At 64.6% G+C, this 18350-nt stretch carries 16 protein-coding genes; all 16 read left to right on the top strand.

The features are described from left to right. Positions 1 to 38: 38 nt before the first annotated feature. The 16 genes from BM052_RS12585 (at position 39) to BM052_RS12510 (ending at position 18140) form a co-directional block, all read left to right on the top strand. Entirely contained in the window at positions 39 to 1397 is a 1359-nt protein-coding gene (locus BM052_RS12585; RefSeq protein ID WP_177198460.1) for a lipopolysaccharide biosynthesis protein, read from the top strand. Between the two features lie 93 nt (positions 1398 to 1490). After that, entirely contained in the window at positions 1491 to 2369 is an 879-nt protein-coding gene (locus BM052_RS12580; RefSeq protein WP_091147382.1) for an FkbM family methyltransferase, read from the top strand. 176 nt (positions 2370 to 2545) lie between these two features. Then, positions 2546 to 3034: an acyltransferase gene (locus BM052_RS12575; RefSeq protein WP_091147379.1), complete on the top strand. Its 489-nt coding sequence runs from the start codon at positions 2546 to 2548 to the stop codon at positions 3032 to 3034. 89 nt (positions 3035 to 3123) lie between these two features. Further along, complete coding sequence (locus BM052_RS12570) at positions 3124 to 4194, top strand: glycosyltransferase (RefSeq protein ID WP_218151552.1); 1071 nt, start codon at positions 3124 to 3126, stop codon at positions 4192 to 4194. Positions 4195 to 4312: 118 nt separating this feature from the next. Then, positions 4313 to 5425, top strand: coding sequence for a glycosyltransferase (locus tag BM052_RS12565; protein WP_177198459.1), 1113 nt, complete (start codon positions 4313 to 4315; stop codon positions 5423 to 5425). Then, the gene (locus BM052_RS12560; RefSeq protein ID WP_091147375.1) at positions 5419 to 6648 is read left to right on the top strand and encodes a 2-phospho-L-lactate transferase CofD family protein; all 1230 of its coding nucleotides are present in this window, start codon (positions 5419 to 5421) and stop codon (positions 6646 to 6648) included. The genes BM052_RS12565 and BM052_RS12560 overlap by 7 nt, the downstream gene beginning before the upstream one ends. Continuing rightward, positions 6635 to 7267, top strand: a complete 633-nt coding sequence (locus BM052_RS12555) for an HAD family hydrolase (protein WP_218151551.1) — start codon at positions 6635 to 6637, stop codon at positions 7265 to 7267. Before BM052_RS12560 ends, BM052_RS12555 begins: the two co-directional genes overlap by 14 nt. After that, positions 7264 to 8166, top strand: coding sequence for a glycosyltransferase (locus tag BM052_RS12550; RefSeq protein ID WP_091147371.1), 903 nt, complete (start codon positions 7264 to 7266; stop codon positions 8164 to 8166). Before BM052_RS12555 ends, BM052_RS12550 begins: the two co-directional genes overlap by 4 nt. Positions 8167 to 8173: 7 nt before the next feature. Next, positions 8174 to 8881 (top strand): NTP transferase domain-containing protein, encoded by a 708-nt coding sequence (locus BM052_RS12545; RefSeq protein WP_177198458.1) that lies wholly within the window; start codon positions 8174 to 8176, stop codon positions 8879 to 8881. After that, complete coding sequence (gene asnB / locus BM052_RS12540; RefSeq protein ID WP_091147367.1) at positions 8881 to 10836, top strand: asparagine synthase (glutamine-hydrolyzing); 1956 nt, start codon at positions 8881 to 8883, stop codon at positions 10834 to 10836. Before BM052_RS12545 ends, asnB begins: the two co-directional genes overlap by 1 nt. A gap of 32 nt (positions 10837 to 10868) precedes the next feature. Beyond that, positions 10869 to 11930 (top strand): EpsG family protein, encoded by a 1062-nt coding sequence (locus BM052_RS12535; protein WP_143084834.1) that lies wholly within the window; start codon positions 10869 to 10871, stop codon positions 11928 to 11930. 79 nt (positions 11931 to 12009) lie between these two features. After that, positions 12010 to 13875 carry an ABC transporter ATP-binding protein gene (locus BM052_RS12530; RefSeq protein ID WP_177198457.1) on the top strand — a complete coding sequence of 622 codons (1866 nt, stop codon included), beginning with the start codon at positions 12010 to 12012 and terminating at the stop codon, positions 13873 to 13875. Beyond that, positions 13872 to 14789 carry a glycosyltransferase family 2 protein gene (locus tag BM052_RS12525; protein ID WP_091147360.1) on the top strand — a complete coding sequence of 306 codons (918 nt, stop codon included), beginning with the start codon at positions 13872 to 13874 and terminating at the stop codon, positions 14787 to 14789. Before BM052_RS12530 ends, BM052_RS12525 begins: the two co-directional genes overlap by 4 nt. Next, positions 14786 to 15913: a glycosyltransferase family 4 protein gene (locus BM052_RS12520; RefSeq protein WP_143084833.1), complete on the top strand. Its 1128-nt coding sequence runs from the start codon at positions 14786 to 14788 to the stop codon at positions 15911 to 15913. Before BM052_RS12525 ends, BM052_RS12520 begins: the two co-directional genes overlap by 4 nt. Next, positions 15910 to 17031 carry a glycosyltransferase family 4 protein gene (locus tag BM052_RS12515; protein WP_091147357.1) on the top strand — a complete coding sequence of 374 codons (1122 nt, stop codon included), beginning with the start codon at positions 15910 to 15912 and terminating at the stop codon, positions 17029 to 17031. Before BM052_RS12520 ends, BM052_RS12515 begins: the two co-directional genes overlap by 4 nt. After that, the gene (locus BM052_RS12510) at positions 17028 to 18140 is read left to right on the top strand and encodes an acyltransferase family protein (protein ID WP_091147355.1); all 1113 of its coding nucleotides are present in this window, start codon (positions 17028 to 17030) and stop codon (positions 18138 to 18140) included. Before BM052_RS12515 ends, BM052_RS12510 begins: the two co-directional genes overlap by 4 nt. The last annotated feature ends 210 nt before the right edge of the window (positions 18141 to 18350 follow it).

The following is an 18350-nucleotide window of genomic DNA, read 5'->3' as shown; positions in this document are numbered from 1 at the left end:
GAAGCCTGAAAGGCGGCGGCGTGATGAATCCTCTTCGCATGCTGACCCGTTCTGAACTCGGTCGCCGCCTCGCGGTCGCGACCATGTCGAGCGGTGTGATTTGGATAGCGGGCACCTTGGCGACTTTCCTCGTCGGCGTGATCCTGGCGCGGCGGCTCGGGCCCGAAGGATACGGTATTTACGGCACGGCCGTCGCGGTTGCGACCCTGCTTGCCGTCCCGGCGCAACTCGGTTTGCCGCTCCTGGCCACGCGTGAGGTTTCGGCGGCACGCGCGCGCAACCGCGCGGACGATGCGGCGGCGCTAGCCTGGTGGTTTGCTGCGATGGTCGCAGCCGCCTCTGTTCTTATCGGCATCGCTCTGCGTCTCGCCATCGAGGTATTGCCGCTGGCGCCAGCGCTTATGCAACCGCTCGCGACCGCGGCGATATTGCTACCTGCGCTAGCGCTTTCGTCTCTGACAACCGGATTGCTGCGCGGGCAGGAACGCGTGGTGACCAGTCAGCTGCTCGATGTGCTCGTGCGGCCACTTGCGTTTGCCGCCCTTCTCCTCGCCGGGTCGCAACCGCTTGGAATACCGGCGGCGCTCGGCGCGCAGACTCTGGCGGCCGCGGCGATCGCGTTGATCGGTTTCACGCTGTTTTGGCGGCGCATCCCCCTCCTTGCCAGGCGGGCCGCGCCACGCGTGCGTGCCTGGACTGCCGCAGCGCTGCCAATGATGCTCATGGAAGCGATGCGGACGCTGGAGGGCAATTACGGCGTGCTTGTGACCAGTTACGCGGCCAGCACTGCCGACGCCGGGCTGCTGCGCGTCGCGATGGCCTGTTCGGTCGCCGTGTCGGTGCCGATTTCGTTGCAGAACATCGTGGTGGCGCCTTTCCTGGCCGGCGCCCATGCCGCCGACGAACCGCATCGACTGGCCCGGATCGTGGCGGGATCGACGGTCTTCATGACGGTCTCGGTCGGCGCGGCGACGCTGGCCATCGCGATCGCGGGACAGTGGGCGCTGCCCTTCGCCTTCGGAACAGCTTTCGCCGGTGCCTACTGGCCGTTGCTGGTGCTCAGTTGCAACCAGTTGCTCATCGCCATGTTCGGACCGGGCGTCATCCTGCTGAGCATGACGGGGCACGAACGCGTGGTAGCCAGAGCCTTTACGGCATCGGTGGCAGCGGCCGTGGTGGCCGGGGTGCTGCTCGTTCCATGGTTCGGCGCCGTCGGGGTGGCGGCATCGGCCCTCGTCGCGACACTTGTTCGCGGCGGAATGCTGAACCGGTTCGCCCGTCGGACGCTCGGCATCGAGCCGTCGCTTCTGGGCGCCGCCGGTCTGTTCGGCGTGGTTTCCATGCGCTCGCGCCATCTTCGTGCACCGCCGCTTGGACGCGGACCTGATTTGCGCTAGGCATCGTGTCGTGGGGGTACATCAGCCAGGCAGGGATGGGAGAGGGTGTTCGCCGCCCGGACATGCCGCGCGCCCGTGCCCCCAGCGGCGGCCATGAAGCTGGCGTCCAGGCGTGCCCGGCGACTGCCTGCGCCTGTTCGACGGGCGGGCCGAGGCACGCTCAACTACATTGAGCGCATCAAGATCTGGGGCATCATTCTGCGCGAGATCGAGGGCGAGGCCCTGTTCGATCAGCGCTGGCTGCGACGCTCGGCGCTGGCCGCGCCGATAACCGCCTGGGGCCGCTTCTACCGCTGGCGCAATCCGGTCCTGCTCCGCGACATCGATGTGCGGGTTCCAGCACTCGGCCGCTTCCGCGTCCATGCGCGCTGTGATGAGCTGTACCTGGTGCTGCCCCGGCGCGAAGCAGCAGTCTACGCGGCGGCAAGGGCGCTGCTTCGCCCCGGGGATACCGTGGTCGACGCAGGCGCCAATATCGGCGCGTTCAGCGTATTCGCCGCGCGACTGATCGGCCCTGGCGGTCATCTGATCGCGATCGAGATGATGCCGCGCACGGCGGTGCGCTTGCGCGCCAACCTGGCGCGCAATGGCTTGACGGCGGATATCGTGGAGGCCGCGCTCGCCGCCAGCCCGGGCCTCACCGTTACGGCTGCGATCGACCCAGCGAAGGGTGGACAAGCGACGCTGGCCCTGGCGCACACGCTTGATCGGCCGGAGACGCTTTCCATGACGACACGCACACTCGACGAGGTGCTGTCGGGGGTGGGCCGGATCGCGTTGCTGAAGCTTGATATCGAGGGTGCCGAGCTCGATGCGCTGGCAGGCGCGCGAGCAACGCTTGCACGCACCGACGCAATCATTTTCGAACAGCTTGATGATGCCGGCGCCATCGTCGCCGCCGTCTCGCGCGCCGGCTTTGCGGTGCGGCAGCTTGACCGGCACAATTACCTCGCCCGGCGTCAGGAAAGCTGAGCGGCCAGGATTGCGTTCACCGCCGCTTGGACCTGGCCCTGATTTGCGCTAAATGCCGGGTCGTGGGGGCATCAAGTATCAGGCGGAGATGGAATTGGTTAGTCGCCGGCGGGATCCGCCGCCAGCGCTTCACACTATGGCGTTGGCGCGCGTGGTTGCACCGCCGGCTCATCCTCATGGCTCATCCCGAGATTCAGTGTGAGCCCGGTGTCACGATCGATCCCACTGCACGCGTCGGTGCGAGCGATGGCGGCAGCATCGTGATCGGGCGAGGAACAGAGATCGCCGCGCGGGCCACGATCCTGGCAGAGGGCGGCACGATACGCATCGGCGCCGGTTGCCACCTCGGGATCGGCACCACCCTTCATGCCAAGGCTGCGGTTGAAATTGGCGACGATACGTTGATCGCCCAATATGTCGCGATCCGCGACCACGACCACAGGACAACCGATCCTGCGGTTCCTTACCGGTTGCAAGGGTTCGTGACGGCGCCGGTGCGGCTCGGCCGAAACGTGTGGCTGGGCGTCAAGGTTACCGTGCTTAAGGGCGCGACGATCGGTGACGGCGCGGTGGTGGGCGCCAATGCCGTAGTCACCCGGGCGATCCCGCCCGGAATGATGGCGGTCGGGGTTCCGGCGCGCCCGTTTCGCCGGGTCCACCCGTGAGCCAGGTTGTCGTGGTCGTCTCGCGCGCCGGCTTTGCGGTGCAGCGGTTCGACCGGCACGATTATCTCGTCCGGCGCCAGGAAAGCTGAGTGGCCAAGATTGCCCTGCTGTTGCCGAACCTCGAGGCTGGAGGCGCCGAGCGCGTGACGCTGACGCTCGCCGCCGAATTCCTTGCGATGGGAGATTCGGTCGACTTGCTGGTGCTGCGCCGCGAAGGGGCACTTGTGGACGCAGTGCCCGCCGGCGTTCGACTGGTGGTGCTGGGCGCGAACCGGCTGCGCAATGCGGCCGGCCCGCTTTCGGCCTATTGCAGGCGTGAGCGGCCCGATGGGCTTCTTGCCTCCATATGGCCGCTGACCAGCATCGCGGTGTGGGCGGCGCGGCGCTGGACGCGCGCCATGGTGGTTGAGCACAACACGCTATCGGTCGAGGCGTGGCGGTGGCCGGTAGCCGCGCGCGCGCTGTTGCGACCGATCCTGCGCTGGAGTCACCCGCGGGCGGCGGCATGCGTGGCGGTATCGGTCGGCGCGGCCGTGGACTTGGCGCGGCTGTGCGGGCTGCCGGAAGAGGCCGTGAAGGCGATCCACAACCCGATCCCACCACCAGCGCCAGCAATGCCCGGTAATGCGCCCGACTGGGGTGGCACCGGCCGGCGCATCCTGACCGTAGGCAGGCTCAAGCCGCAGAAGAACCACCGCCTCCTGCTTGATGCCTTTGCCCGCATGGCACGGCCGGAAGACCGCCTCGCGATCGTCGGCGAGGGCGGCGAGCACGAAACGATCGAACGGACGGCCGAGGCACTGGGGATTGCGGATCGGCTGCTGCTGCCCGGATATACGGCCGATCCAGGAGCCTGGTACAATTCTGCCGACCTGTTTGTGCTTTCGTCCGATTACGAAGGGTTTGCCAACGTCGTGGCCGAGGCGCTGGGGCATGGGCTGACCGTGGTTTCCACCGACTGCCCGAACGGGCCGGCGGAAATTCTTGCAGGCCTCGGCAGGTTGGTGCCGGTGGGCGACGCTGCCGCAATGGCCGAGGCCATCATATCGGCGCTGGCGGCGCCCGATGATCCCGCCGCGGCGCGTTCGCGCGCAGCCGCGTTCGCGCCGGCGCCGATCGCGCGCCGGTATCGTGCGCTGCTACTAGGGAGCCCGTTATGAGGGGCTTTCTGCTGCCCGCGTCATCGGACTACGCGGCGCCGGCGGCATGACCGTTCTTTTCATCAGCCAAGACGGCATCGCCGATCATATCGGGCAGAGCCAGGTGGCGCCTTACGTATTGGGGCTCGCCGGGCGCGGTTATGATATCCACCTGCTCAGCGCGGAGAAGGCGGGAACGGAGGCAATCGCCGCCGACTATCGCGCACGCTTCGCGGCTGCCGGGGTGCGCTGGACGACGATCCGCTACCACAAACCGCTGGTGGGAACGGTCCGCGATCTGCTCGCGATGATGCATGCGGCGCTGCGGATCGCGCGGCGGGAACGCATTGCTCTGGTCCATTGCCGCAGCCACCCGCCCATGCCGGTCGCGCTCGCGGTAAAGCGATGGACCGGCGCCAGGGTGCTGTTCGACTTTCGCGACTTCTGGGCGGATAGCGGGATCGCGAAAGGGAGATTCGTCCCGGTCTATCGCTGGATAAAGCGGCGCGAACGAGGCTTCATCCTGGGAGCGGATCATGTCAATTGCATCACCGCGCGCGGCGGGGAGCATCTGCGCCGGCTCTATCCGGAGCAGCGGGCCAGCTGGTCGGTGATCCCCTGTTGCGCGGACTTCGACCTGTTTCGTCTTGACGCCGATGCGGGCACTGCCGCGCGCGCACGGCTGAATATCCCTGCAGACGCAACCGTGCTTCTCTATCTCGGTAGCCTCGGCCCCGACTATCTGCTCGACGACATGATGCGCTTGTTCAAGGAACTGAGGGGGTTGCGTTCGAACGCCGTCTTCCTGCTGATGGTCAACAACGACAGCGACTTGGTGGAACAGGCGGCTGCGGCCGCCGGTATTCCGCAGGATACGCTGCGCGTCGCCAACGCGCAGCGAAAGGAAGTGCCGGGTTTCATTGCCGCCGCCGACCTGTCGGTGGTGTTCCGTGCCGACCTGTCGAAGCTCGGCTGCTCGCCCACCAAACTTGGGGAGACGCTTGCCTGCGGCGTGCCGGTGATCGCGAACAATGGGGTTGGCGATCTCGACGCGCTGCTCTCCCCTGCCGTCAACGGCTCGCTGGCGCTTGCCGATCTGGCTCCGGCAACCATGCGCGCCGGTCTCGAGCAGGTGCTGGCCCGAATGAAGACATCCGCACAAATCCGTAAATCCGCGCTGGCGTTCAGTCTCGAAGCTGGCATAGGTGCCTATGCCTCAGTCTACGAGGCACTCGGGGCGGGTGAATGCTGAACGTTGTTGTGTTGAATGGGGGACGCGGGGCGGCAACACTTATCCCGGCATTGCTTGATGTGCCGGGAGTGCGGCTGACTTCGATCGTCAATGCTTATGACGACGGCAAGTCGACCGGCGAGATCCGGCGCTTCTTCGGCATGCTGGGCCCGTCGGATCTGCGCAAGGTGCAAGCGCTCATGCTGCGCCATGACGAAGCGTTCGCGGCGACACGCACGCTGTTTGACCACCGCTTCGCCATGGACACCAGCAACGAGACCGCGCTGGCGATGCTCGCGCGTTTCCGCGACGGGGGTGAAGCGCTGAACGGCGTCGGTCCACTGCCGCTTCGTATCTCGCAAGTGCTGCGCATTTGGACCGCCGTGTTTCTTGACGCGTTGCCGCTGGCCGAGACGATGATGGGGCGCCCGTTCGTGTTTGCCGACTGCGCCTTGATGAATTGCCTATATGCCGGCGCCTTCCTTGCTCACGCCCGGGACATGGAGGCCACGGTGTCTGCGGTCGATCGTCTGTTTCGCCTGCGCGGGGTTGTACTGCCCAACAGCTGTGACAACCGGTGGCTGGCGGCTGAACGGGAGGATGGTGTGATCCTCACGAGCGAAGCGGACATCGTGGAGCTACGATCGAACGATCGCATCGCGCGGCTATTCCTGCTGGAACGCCCTGTCGATACCGATGCGCTCGGGCGGCTCGAACCCGATGACCGCGCGCGTTTTCTGGCCCAACGCCATACCCCTGTGCGGCTGTCTGCCGGTGCGCGCCTCGCGATCGATCAGGCGGATGCAATCATCTATTCTGCCGGAACACAGCATAGCTCTCTTTATCCCACCTACATGTCGCGGGGGCTGGCGGCGGGCATCGCTGCCAATGCAGGCGCACTCAAAGTGTTCGTGACCAACATCGGCGCGGATTATGAAACGCCGCGCTATCGCACCTCCGACTTCGTCGGCGGCGCGCTCCGGTTCTTGCGGCTAGGCGAGGAGCGACGTATTGTTACGGAAGATCTCATTCACATCGCACTCATCAACTCGAGCCGGATCAAGCCCGACGAGACCTACGTGGACGACGACGCGGAAAATTTCACCGATCTGCCGGTGGAGCGCGTCGTTGCTGATCTCGAATCGCGCACGGCTCCGGGCAAGCACGATGGCGACGCGATCGTGCGGCTGATCCTGGCACAGCTCGAGCGCCATGACGAGGCACGACCCAATGCATGGCACTGAGGCGTTTCTGAAGCGGCGCCAACTATTTATCTTCGACCTCGACGGCACGTTGGCGGAAACCTCGCCAGTCCATGCCGCCGCTTTTGCTGCGGTACTGGAGCCGCGGGGAGTGCCCGTCGATTATGCGACGGTTGCGGGCCTGGCCACTGGCGATGCGGTGCGCAGACTGTTGACGCGCGCGGGACAGCAGGCCGACGATGCTACGGTGGCCGCGCTTGTTGCCGCGAAGCGTGACGCCGCCAGCGCCGGCCTTGCAGCGGTACGCGAGATCGCCGGTGCCGGCGCGTTCGTGAGATATGCCTCGTCCACGCACCGGCTTGCGCTGTGCACCTCGGGCGCCCGTGCGACCGTGGAGAGGACGCTGGCGGTGCTGGGGTTCGCGGGGTGTTTCGACCCGATTATCACGGCCGACGACGTGACGCGCGGCAAGCCCGCGCCCGATGGCTTCCTTGCGGTACTCGATCGGGCTGGGATCGCCGCAACCGATGCGCTGGTGTTCGAAGACAGCGAGGCCGGCCTTGCCGCCGCGCGCGCTGCCGGGCTGGATGCGATCCGCATCGGCCAAGGTGGCGTGAATTGGGCAGATCTTCATGCCGTGCTGGCGAGAGCGGCCGCATGAGAATCTTGGCCGCAGTTGTCACCCACAACCGATGCGCGCTGCTGGAGCGCTGCATCGATCATATCACTGGGCAGACGCGCCCGCCCGATGGGATCGTGGTTATCAACAACGCCAGCACCGATGGCACCGTGGCCATGCTCGATAGCAAAGGCATTGCGCACATCGACCAGGCCAATCTCGGATCGGCCGGAGGTTGGAATCGCGCCATCACCGCGTGCCTCGAAGGCGGCTTCGAGGCGGTGTGGTTGATGGACGACGATGGCTTTCCCGATGCAACAGCCCTTGCGGCCCTCGAGCAAGCGTTGGCTCCGGGCATCGCTTGCGTTTCCTCCGTCGTGCTGCGCGAGGACATGCCGAGCCATTTCGTGTTCCCTGTTCCCTTGCTCAACAGCAGGGGACTGCCGATCGTGCTGGGACGCCGCCGCAAATTGGAGACGCTGGCAGAACTCAGCAAGCTGGCGGCGGATGGCAGCTATCCGTTCGCCCATTTCTTCAACGGCGCGTTGATCGCCCGGCCGGCCATCGAAGCGGCAGGAACCGTTGACACCCGCTATTTCATGTTCGGCGATGAAGTCGACTATTTCTTTCGCCTGCGGCAAATCGGCGAGGTGCGATCGGTGCTTGCTGCTCGGCATTACCATCCAGATGTCACGCGACGGCCGCTGACCCCGACTAAACTTTACTATTATCTAAAAAATACACTAGTTCTAAACGAGCGATATTTTGATAAGGTGCTGCTGCGTAATCTCCTTACGCTTGCCATCGGTCTAACCCGTTACGGTGCTCGCAATGGCTGGTCGACGCTGGCGCTTATCCTGATGGGCCGGCAGCGGCGGCTTGTTCCGCGCGCGGTGATGCGCGGCTTGCGCGGGCAGGTGGGGGCCGATTTTGATGGCTGATCTTCGTGTGCTGATCGCTGCCGCCGGCGCGGGAACACGCACCAGACTGCCTTATCCCAAAACGCTCCATCCGGTCGATGGCAGGCCGATTCTGGGCCGCATCCTGGACGTAACCGGCCTGGCCGATCCTCATCCGACGATTGTGGTCTCCCCGGCAGGTCGCGTCGCCGTGGCGCACTTCCTCACAGAGAACGGCACGGCCGCACACCTGGTCGAACAGGCAATGCCGACGGGCATGGGCGATGCTGTGTTGATGTTCGAACAATCGCCGGCGGCGTGCGATGCGGAAACAGTCGTGCTGGTATGGGGTGACATTCCTTATCTGTCGGATGAAACGCTCACGGCAACGCTCGCGCATCATCTGCGGACGGGCGCCGCACTGACCTTTCCCTCGCGCCACGTCGAGCGGGCCTATACGGTCGTATCGCGGGGGGAGGGCGGGGCGGTCATCGCCCTCGACGAAACCCGCGTGACGGGAACCGAGCCAGGGCCTGGCGAGCGTGACATCGGTCTGTTCGTCTTCCAGACGGCACCTGTCCTTGGCGCCCTGCGCCGTTCGGCAGCCGAGCACGACCGCGCGCAGGGCGAGCATGGCTTCCTGCAGGTGGTGGGGCGCCTCGCCGCCGAAGGGCTTCGGGTGGAGGCTTTGCCGGTCGCCACGGCGCGCGAACTCATCTCGCTCAATGCGCTAAGCGACCTGGAGATCAATGCCTGATGTGCGGCATTGCGGGGGTACTCACCACCGGCCTTGTGTCCGAGGCAACCGTTCGCGCGATGGCCAGGGCGCTGGCGCACCGGGGCCCCGACGACGAGGGCGCGTGGATCGATCCTGAGGCAGGCATCGGTCTTGGCCACCGCCGGCTCTCGATCGTCGACCTGTCGGAAGCGGGCCACCAGCCCTATCATTCCCGCTGTGGCCGCTACGTTCTCACCTACAATGGCGAGATATACAATCATGCCGGAGTGCGGCGCGCGCTCGAGATGGACGGCGCGATCGAGTGGCGCGGCCATTCGGATACGGAAACGCTGATGGAAGCGATCGCCCATTGGGGGTTGGCCGAGGCTCTCAAGCGCTGCAATGGCATGTTCGCACTGGGCCTATGGGATCGCGAAAAGCGGCAACTGAGCCTCGCTCGTGACCGCATCGGAGAGAAGCCGCTCTTCTATGGCTGGAACGGCGATAAAATCCTGTTCGGCTCCAGCCTGGCACCGTTCAGGGCGGTGCCGGGATTCTTGGCGCACATCGATCCCGACGTTACGGCTCTCTATCTTCGCTTCAATTGCGTCCCGGCGCCTTTTTCGATCTACCGCGGTATTTTCAAGGTGATGCCCGGGTCGATCGTGACGCTTGATGCGCGCACGATCGACCAGCCCCCCTCCCGGCCACCGGCCGTGCCGTCGGACGCACCCGGAATTACCTGCGCGCGCTACTGGTCATTGGCGGCGGCCGCGCGCACGGGCATGCAAGCACCCGAGCACGATCCCGATAGCGCCATCGCCTCGCTGGAAGCGACGCTCACTACGGCGATCCTGCAGCAGACCATGTCCGACGTGCCGATCGGCGCCTTCCTGTCAGGCGGCGTGGACAGTTCGCTGATTGTCGCCCTCATGCAGCGCGCAACAGGCGGGCGAGCGCGGACTTTCACCATTGGCTTCCATGATCCCGCGTATGACGAGGCCCCGCATGCCGCGGCCATTGCGCGCCATCTCGGCACCGAGCACCACGAACACTACATGACGCCGACCTGTGTGATGGACGTCATCGCAAAGCTGCCGACCATCTACGACGAGCCGTTCGCCGATTCATCGCAGGTCGCGACGCATATCCTGAGCCGGGAAACCCGCCGCGACGTGACCGTCGCCCTGTCGGGCGATGGTGGAGACGAGCTGTTCGGCGGCTATAATCGCTACACGATGACCAGTCGGATTTTCGACCGCCTGTCGCTGTTGCCTGCTGGCGGACGCCGCAACCTCGGGCGGCTGATCGGGGGCGTGCCGGCAAGCCTGTGGGACCGCATGGGCACGCTTCCGTTTATGGCGCCGGTCGCCATGCTGGGCAACAAGGCGCATAAAGTTGCGCGCGCCATGCGGTCGGGCGGCGAGTTGCAGGAGATTTATGCCGCCTTTACAGAGGAATGGCACTCTGGAATTCCTATTCGCCATGACGCACGGCTATCCATGTCCGCGACACACGAAGCGCTTCCCGGGATCGCCCGCGAGGAGCAGATGATGTACTGGGACATGATGTCCTATCTGCCTGACGATATTCTGACCAAGGTCGATCGTGCCTCGATGGCGGTAGGGCTGGAAGTGCGCGCGCCGATGCTCGATCGCGACGTTGTCGCCTGCGCATGGCAGACACCGCTTGCGCTGAAAATTCGCGGGGGCCAAGGCAAGTGGCTGTTGCGCCAGGTGCTCTACCGCCATGTTCCTCCCGCCCTGATCGATCGTCCCAAGGCGGGGTTTGGCGTGCCGCTGGACCGGTGGTTGCGCGGACCGCTGCGCGACTGGGCCGAGACGCAGCTTGCACCGTCATCATTGGCGGGAATAGAGGGTCTGGATAGTGCGGCAGTGCAGCTTCGTTGGCAGCAACACCTGCGCGGCACCCATGATTGGACCGCCGCCTTGTGGTCTGTCCTCATGCTGATCGGGTGGCAAGCTCAGTGCTGATATATTGGATTTTTCTCGGTTTCGCCGCCTTCATGGCACTGCTTGAGCAAGGCGTCGAGAAGGTGAACCCGCGCGTCAACTTCGTGTGGATCCTGTATACGATCGCGCTGGCGCTGTTCATTGGGGGGCGTTGGAAAACCGGCGGGGACTGGGGCAATTACTATCTCAACCTCGAGCCATTCTACTGGCTGACTGTCGACAATGCCGCGGTAACCTCCAAGGACCTCGGCTTCACCCTGCTCTCGATCATCGCCTCCCAGTTCACTACCGGGATAGTCGTCATCACCATGTTCAGCGGTATCGTCATGGCGGTGGCATTGCTGTTCTTCTGCCTTGCCCAGCCACGGCCGTGGCTTTGCATGACGGTGGCGTACCCTTACCTGGTCGTGGTCTGCGGCATGGGATATATTCGCCAGGGTATCGCCATATCGTTCATCCTGATGGGGCTGTTGGCGCTGGGTCGCGAGAAAATCGGACGATACACGCTTTGGGTGGCGATCGGGGCACTGTTTCATGCCACCGCACTGGGGATGGTTCCGCTCGGTGCGGTTGTGAGCCGCCGCAACCGTCTGCTTGTCATCGCGCTTATAGCCGCAGTGACCATCATCGGGTTTCGCACGCTGATCGGTTCACGCGCGGATGTCCTCGTTTCCAGCTATGTCGACGTGGATGCCAGTTCGTCCGGCGCGTTGGTCCGTGCCTTGATGGCCGCGCTACCAGGCGCGATTTTCCTTGTCTTTCGCAAACAGTTCAAATTGGAAGGGAGCTCCCGCCTCGCGTGGATGGCGCTCAGTGCGGCGGCGGTGGCCAGCGTGCCGGCGACGCTCCTTTACTCGTCGTCGACCGTGGTCGACCGGCTCGGTCTGTATTTGCTGCCCGTCCAATGTTTCGTCTACGCACGCGCGCCCGATGCCCTGGCGCGCTCGAATCAGCAGCGCCAGCTTTTCGCCCTCGGCATCCTCCTCCTCTACCTCGTCGTGTTCTTCATCTTCATCAACTATAGCGATCATGCCGCCGCGTGGTTGCCCTATCGCTTCTACTTGTTTGAAAATGGCATATGCCTCGAGTGCGGCGGTCCGGACAAATCCTACTGATGCGCTCGATAGCAACCTTCGCTGCAACCCGAGTGGTGATGCCGGGCCTGACAATCCCGCAGCAGGAGCAAGACCGAGCATGACCGGCCGCGACCCATTGCCGAGCACGCTCGTGCCGCTGACGCCGGTTGCAAAGGCCAGTCTGCATGACGCCAAGGCGCACCGCGTATCGACCGCAGTGCGCCGCCTGTTCGCCCATCTGTCCGTCCAGCGGCGGCGCCAAGCGGCGCGTATCTGGCTGTTCATGCTCGTGGGCGCCTTCGCAGAGATGGCAAGCATCGGCGCATTGCTGCCGTTCCTGACGCTGCTTGCCGCGCCCGAGCGCGTTCAGCGCTATCCCCTGTTTGGTCGTATCGTCGCCTGGCTGGGCCTGCCGTCCGATCGTCTTCTGTTCGCCGCGACGATGCTGTTCGTCGCCGCCGCGATCATATCCATGGTCCTTCGGTTGCTGTTGCTGCGTGCCTCGCAGCGCTTCGTTTTCGCCGTTGGCCACGACCTCGGCATGAGCCTCTACGACCACCTGCTGCACCAGAGCTACCTCTACCACACGCTCCATAACAGCGCGGAATTGCAGGCGGGCATCCAGAAGGTGAACAACATCACCAACTTGTTCCTGCAGCCGCTCATGCAGGGACTGATCTCGCTCACCGTAATGGTCTTCATCATTGCCGCGCTCGCGGCCATCGATCCCGCACTCGCGGCGGCGGCCATCGTAAGCTTCGGCGGCGTCTATGTTGGTATCTCACTGACCGTGCGGCGTGTGCTCCAGCGCAACAGCAATCGGCTCTCCGGCCTTGTCACGCGGCGCATCCAGGCAATTCAGGAAGGCATGGGATCTATCCGCAACGTGCTGATCGAGCGGGCGCAACCGCTCTATCTGCGCAAGTTCGCGCACCTCGACCAGTCCTTTCGCAACGCTCAATCGGTGACGACCTTCCTTGCCAACGCACCGCGCTATCTGGTCGAGGGCGTCGGCATGATCCTGATTGCCGGGCTCGCGGCCGTCGCTTCGCGACAGCCCGGAGGACTGACGGCGGCGTTACCCGTGCTGGGTGCCCTCGCGGTCGGTGGGCAACGGCTGATGCCGCTCCTCCAGCAGGTCTATTTTGGCTGGTCGCAGATGATGACCAATTACGCCAATCTTACCAATGTCCTCGACGTGCTGGATCAACCGGTGGAGCGCCCGCATCGAGATGCGCCGCCTCTCGCTTTCGCGCGGGCGATCGAACTGCGCGGCGTTTCCGTCGCCTATGGCGCCGCGGGGCCGGTGCTGCACGATATCTCGTTCGCCATCCCCAAAGGAGCGCGCGTCGGCGTGGTGGGCCGCACCGGCAGCGGCAAGAGCACCATTCTCGACACGATGATGGGCTTGCTTCAGCCGCAGCAAGGTACGGTGACGGTCGACGGGATATCGCTTGCCAATGCGCAAGACCGCTTTCGCTGGCAGGCCAATATCAACCATGTCCCGCAAGCGATCTTCCTGTCCGACGACACCTTGGCCGCCAATATTGCCTTCGGACAGGAAGCCAGCGCCATCGACATGGTCCGGGTGCGCGCGGCGGCCGAGGCTGCGCACGCGGACGAGTTCATCGCGACGCTTCCGGAAGGCTATGCGACCCGCGTCGGTGAGCAGGGCGTCCGCCTGTCGGGCGGGCAGCGCCAGCGGATCGGGCTGGCGCGCGCGCTTTATGCACCCCGTCCTTTGCTGGTACTCGACGAAGCGACCAGTGCACTCGATGCGGCAACCGAGGACACGGTCATGGAGGCTATTCGGCGGCTCGACCAGGACCTGACGATCATCATTGTTGCCCACCGGCTGAGCACGCTGCGGCATTGCTCCACGATCATCCGCATCGATGCCGGGCGGATCGTTGCCGAGGGGTCGTTCGAGGAAATGATCGGCAGTGACGCTGGCGGGCACGGCGTGAGGACAGTGAAGGCATGACGGGGTCTTCCGCGACCCAGGACGGCCCGTTGCGGTCGGCCACGCCGGCCGCGACCGTTGTCATTCCGACCTATAACAGTTCTTCCACTCTGCTCCGCGCCCTTGCGTCGATCGATGATTGCGCCGCCGAAATTCTTGTTGTGGATGACGCCTCCGATGACGCAGAGGCGTTGCAGACGATCGTCGCCCTCGATCCGCGTGTCACTCTGATCGGCAAGCTGGAGCGAAGCAACGCGGCGCATTCGCGCGCCCTTGGACTTGCACGCGCGGCGGGCGATGTGGTGTTGTTCCTCGATTCGGACGATTATTTTCTGCCTGGCCATGTCGCCCGGCGCCGCGCGCTTCATGCTACGCAGCAAGCAAGCGTCGCCATTGGCCGCTTCCGGCTGAGCGACGGCGTACGGGAGTGGGACGGCCCGATGGCCGCCTATGACGACAGGGACTTTGAAGACTATCTGTTCGCGGGAGGCGGCGACGCGCGCTCGTCGACGATCTCCGTGTACAAGCCCGCGCTGCGCGGCACCACCTTCGACGCGCGCCTGGCAAAGCATCAAGATTGGGGTTTCCTTCTCGCCGCTTCGCGAAACGGTGAGCGGATCGGGTTCGATCCCGTACCCGGCGCGACAATCAGCCTTGTGGGCAACACGCGGATGAGCGCGCGCTCCAACGTCGATGCAAGCCTCGCCTTCGCGCGCGATCAACTGCGAAGCGCGGCGAACCGCCGTCGCTTCCTGCTGGGCCGCCTACGCACCAGCCTTCGTCTCGGTGACGTTGCCGCCGCCCGCCGGTTTCGCGATGCTCTGCTTGAGCTCGATCCCCTTCCGGGCGAGCGCTGGGGCAGTACCGCGATGGTGTTGGCGGCACAGCTCGGCCTGGCGATTCCTCTCCATCGGCTATTGAGGGCGCGACGATGAGCCGCGTCAGACCCGCCGACAGCGGCGCCTCCAGTTCTTCTGCCGCCGCAATGGCGGATGAACAGACGCTACCGCAAATCGTCCACGTCATCCCTTATGACGACATTGGCGGTGTCGAAACCGCGGCGTCCAGCGTCCCCGCCGGACGTTATCCCGGCTTCATCCTGCGCAAAGCCTATGTTGCCAGCAAACGCCAGCCAGAGCCGCGCCCTTACGTCTACGAATCGGGCATCGGGCCGGAGAACAACCCATTGGCCTTCGCCCGCACGATCGGGCACCTGCTGCACCTGCGGCCGGCCGCATTGGTGCTGTCGCTGTGGCGGTCGTGCATCGTGGGATTGGCCGTAAAGGCGCTGCGCCCGCGCACGCAGCTCGTCATCTTTCTCCATAATACCCGTCATGCCAACCGTGTGGATGCGCTGCTCACGCAACTGACGGCGCGGGTCTCCGATGCCATCTGGGCCGATTCGGCCTCTACTGCCGCGCAGCGGCTCGGCCCCACTCTGGCCTCTCGCGCGCGGCAGATTTCCTTCCTGACCGCGCGTCTTGGCCCGGTCACCAGCGAGCAGCCGGCCGCGCAGTTCATCACATGGGGGCGCCTGCACCCACGCAAGCGCATCGATTTGGCACTGGAGTTTTTCGCACTCGTTCATGCCCACCGCGCGGAAGCACGCTTCACGATCATCGGTCCCGATCGGGGCGAGCAACCGATGCTCGAGGCGAAAGTCGCGCAACTCGCGTTGACGGATGCCGTACGGTTTGTGGGCCCCGCCGACCAAGCCGAGATCGCGCGCCATGCGGCGGCCGCAACGTTCTTCGTCCAGACCAGTCGGTTTGAGGGCATGGGCATGGCCGTGGTGGAGGCAATGCAACTGGGATTGATCCCGATCGTGACGCCCGTCGGCGAGATTGGCAAGTATGTCGAGGATGGCCGCAACGGAATCTGGTTCAGCAATCCTGAGCAGGCGCGCCACAGGGTCGAGCAGGTGCTGGCCGATGTCAGTGCATTTTGTAACATGCGCGAGGCGTCGGTGCGAACCTGGCGCGACTCCCCCCTCTACCGGGACGAGTTTCTGGCGGCATGCGCGGGACTCGCCGCCAGCCAGGGTGAAGCGGTCCGATGAAGATCGTCGCCACCGTCAATGCGGCATGGAACCTCGTCAATTTTCGCATGGGCGTTCTGCGCGCATTGATGGCGCAGGGCTTTGAGATCGTGGCGGTTACGCCGGAAGACACTGCGGCACGCCCCACGCTGGCTAACGCGGGTATCCGCCTGGTAGCACTGCCGATGGATAGTGCGGGACTGTCGCCGGTGCGCGATCTTGCGCTGCTGGCCGGCTATCGGCGCGTGCTGAGCCGGGAACGGCCCTCGGCCATGCTCGGCTACACGATCAAGCCCAACGTCTATGGTTCGATCGCAGCACGAAGTCTGGGTATTCCGACCCTCAACAACATATCGGGCCTGGGCACCGGTTTCATGCGCAAGGGAGCACTGAACCGCATTGTCCGGGGCCTGTATCGCGTCGGCCTCGCAGGGGCCCATACCGTCTTCTTTCAGAACAATGACGACCTCTTGCAGTTCGAGGCGCTGGGACTCGTCCACGCGAGGCAGGCGGTACTGCTCCCCGGTTCGGGCATCGATCTGACCCGTTTCGCCGCCGCGCCGCCCGCCGACCCGGCGCGACCGCTCCGTTTTCTGCTGGTCGCACGGATGCTGTGGGACAAGGGAATTGGCGAATATGTGGAAGCGGCGCGAATCGTGCGCCGCGAATATCCGGACGTGTGTTTCGGCCTGCTCGGTGGAATTGGCGCGGCAAACCGCACCGCCATTCCCGCGCGTACGGTCGAGGAATGGGTGGGTGAGGGTGTGGTCGACCATTACCCGCACGTCGAAGATGTCCGCATGCCGATGGCTGACGCGGACGTGATTGTCCTCCCATCCTATCGCGAAGGCACATCGCGGGTGCTCCTGGAAGCTTCCGCGCTCGCCCGGCCGATGATCACCACCGACGTCCCAGGATGCCGCGACGTGGTCGAGGACGGCGTCGCCGGGCTGCTTTGCCGAGCGAAGGATGTGAGCTCGCTTGCCGAGGCGATGCGCCGAATGATCGCCCTCACTCCCGCTGAACGCCATGCAATGGGCCAGGCGGCGCGCGCGCGCGTCGAACGCGACTATGCCGAGCAGCGGGTGATCGACATCTATCTTGAGCGCGTCACTGCCGCGATAGGCGCACGCAGATGATACAAGCGACGCAGGCCTCCATCTCGGGCAAAGCCACGCGCCCAGGCCTCGATCATCTACGATGGATCGCGGCGCTTGCCGTCGTTGTCCAGCATGCTCGCGGCATGGTGATGGTGGATTATGATCCTCGCGCGGACCTGTTCGCCAAGGCGGTATTCTTCGCGACCGGTTTCAGCCATCAGGCGGTCATCATATTTTTCGTGCTGAGCGGACATTTGGTTGGCGGAAGCGCCTTGCGGATGATCCTTGAAGGATCGGAGCGCGCGCGCCGAACGCGTTTCGTTGTCGATCGGCTGACCCGCATCGGGGCGGTTCTCTGGCCGGCGGTGGCATTGAGTGCGGTCGTCGCAATGGTCGCTCCTGCCTCGCCCGTTCTTTCGACGGCCGGTTGGAGCGCGGATCTGCCCAACATCATCGAGGCTTCCCGGCCCATCGAGTGGGCGGCGACTGGACTGCTGCTCAACGAAATGGCGGTTCCGACCATTCCGTTTAATGGCCCGCTCTGGTCCCTGGCCTATGAGTGGACCTATTATGTGATCGCGGCGGCCCTGGTCTTCATCGCCGCCAGGGACCGTTCCGCTTTGAGTTTGGGCATCATCGTCTATGCGCTCTTGCTCCTTGGGCTCAGTGCGTGGCGGCAGCCCCAACTGATCTGGATGATGGCATTCTGGTTCGCTGGGGCAGCTGCCTCCCGGGTAACGAAATGGAGGCACCCGCTACTGTCCGGTGCGCTGTTTCTCATTGTGCTGCTGCTCTCGCGCTTCGGCGGCGAGATGGCGGGCAAGGATGCCGCCGTGGCGATCGCGACGGCGATCCTGCTCGCAGACAGGTCTTTTCAGGATTGGCGCATCGCCCCGGAAATGGGCGCCAGGCTCTCCGCCTTCTCTTATTCGCTTTATGCCACGCACTGGCCGGTAATGCTTCTCGTAGTCGCATGTGAACAGAAACTTGGATGGATCAGGCAAAGACTAACTGCAGGAGGGACAGCCTATCTCGCCATAGCGCTTCTTATCTTGGCAGCCTATATTGTTGCCTATTTCTTCGCCGAGTTTACTGAGCGGCGGACGGAGACAATCCGTGCATGGTTTGCACGCCGCCACATTTTGTAGAGATCAGGAATGAAAATCTGCGTCGTCGTTGCACGCTTCTCGTTCACGGGGGTGCCCCTGACCCAGATCCGCTTTGCGCGCGCGCTTGCCGCGCGGGGGACACGACGTCGATCTCGTTTTTGGCCATGTACCTTCACAGACGCAGCTGCCAGATCTCGGCGCGGCGAAGCTGGTGGTGCTGGGACACGCGGCCGCTGTGGCACGGTCGTG

The sequence above is a fragment of the Novosphingobium sp. CF614 genome, from assembly GCF_900113255.1.
Lineage (GTDB): Bacteria > Pseudomonadota > Alphaproteobacteria > Sphingomonadales > Sphingomonadaceae > Novosphingobium.
Note: the sequence above shows the minus strand (reverse complement) of the source record. Positions and strands in the feature narration are given on the sequence as shown.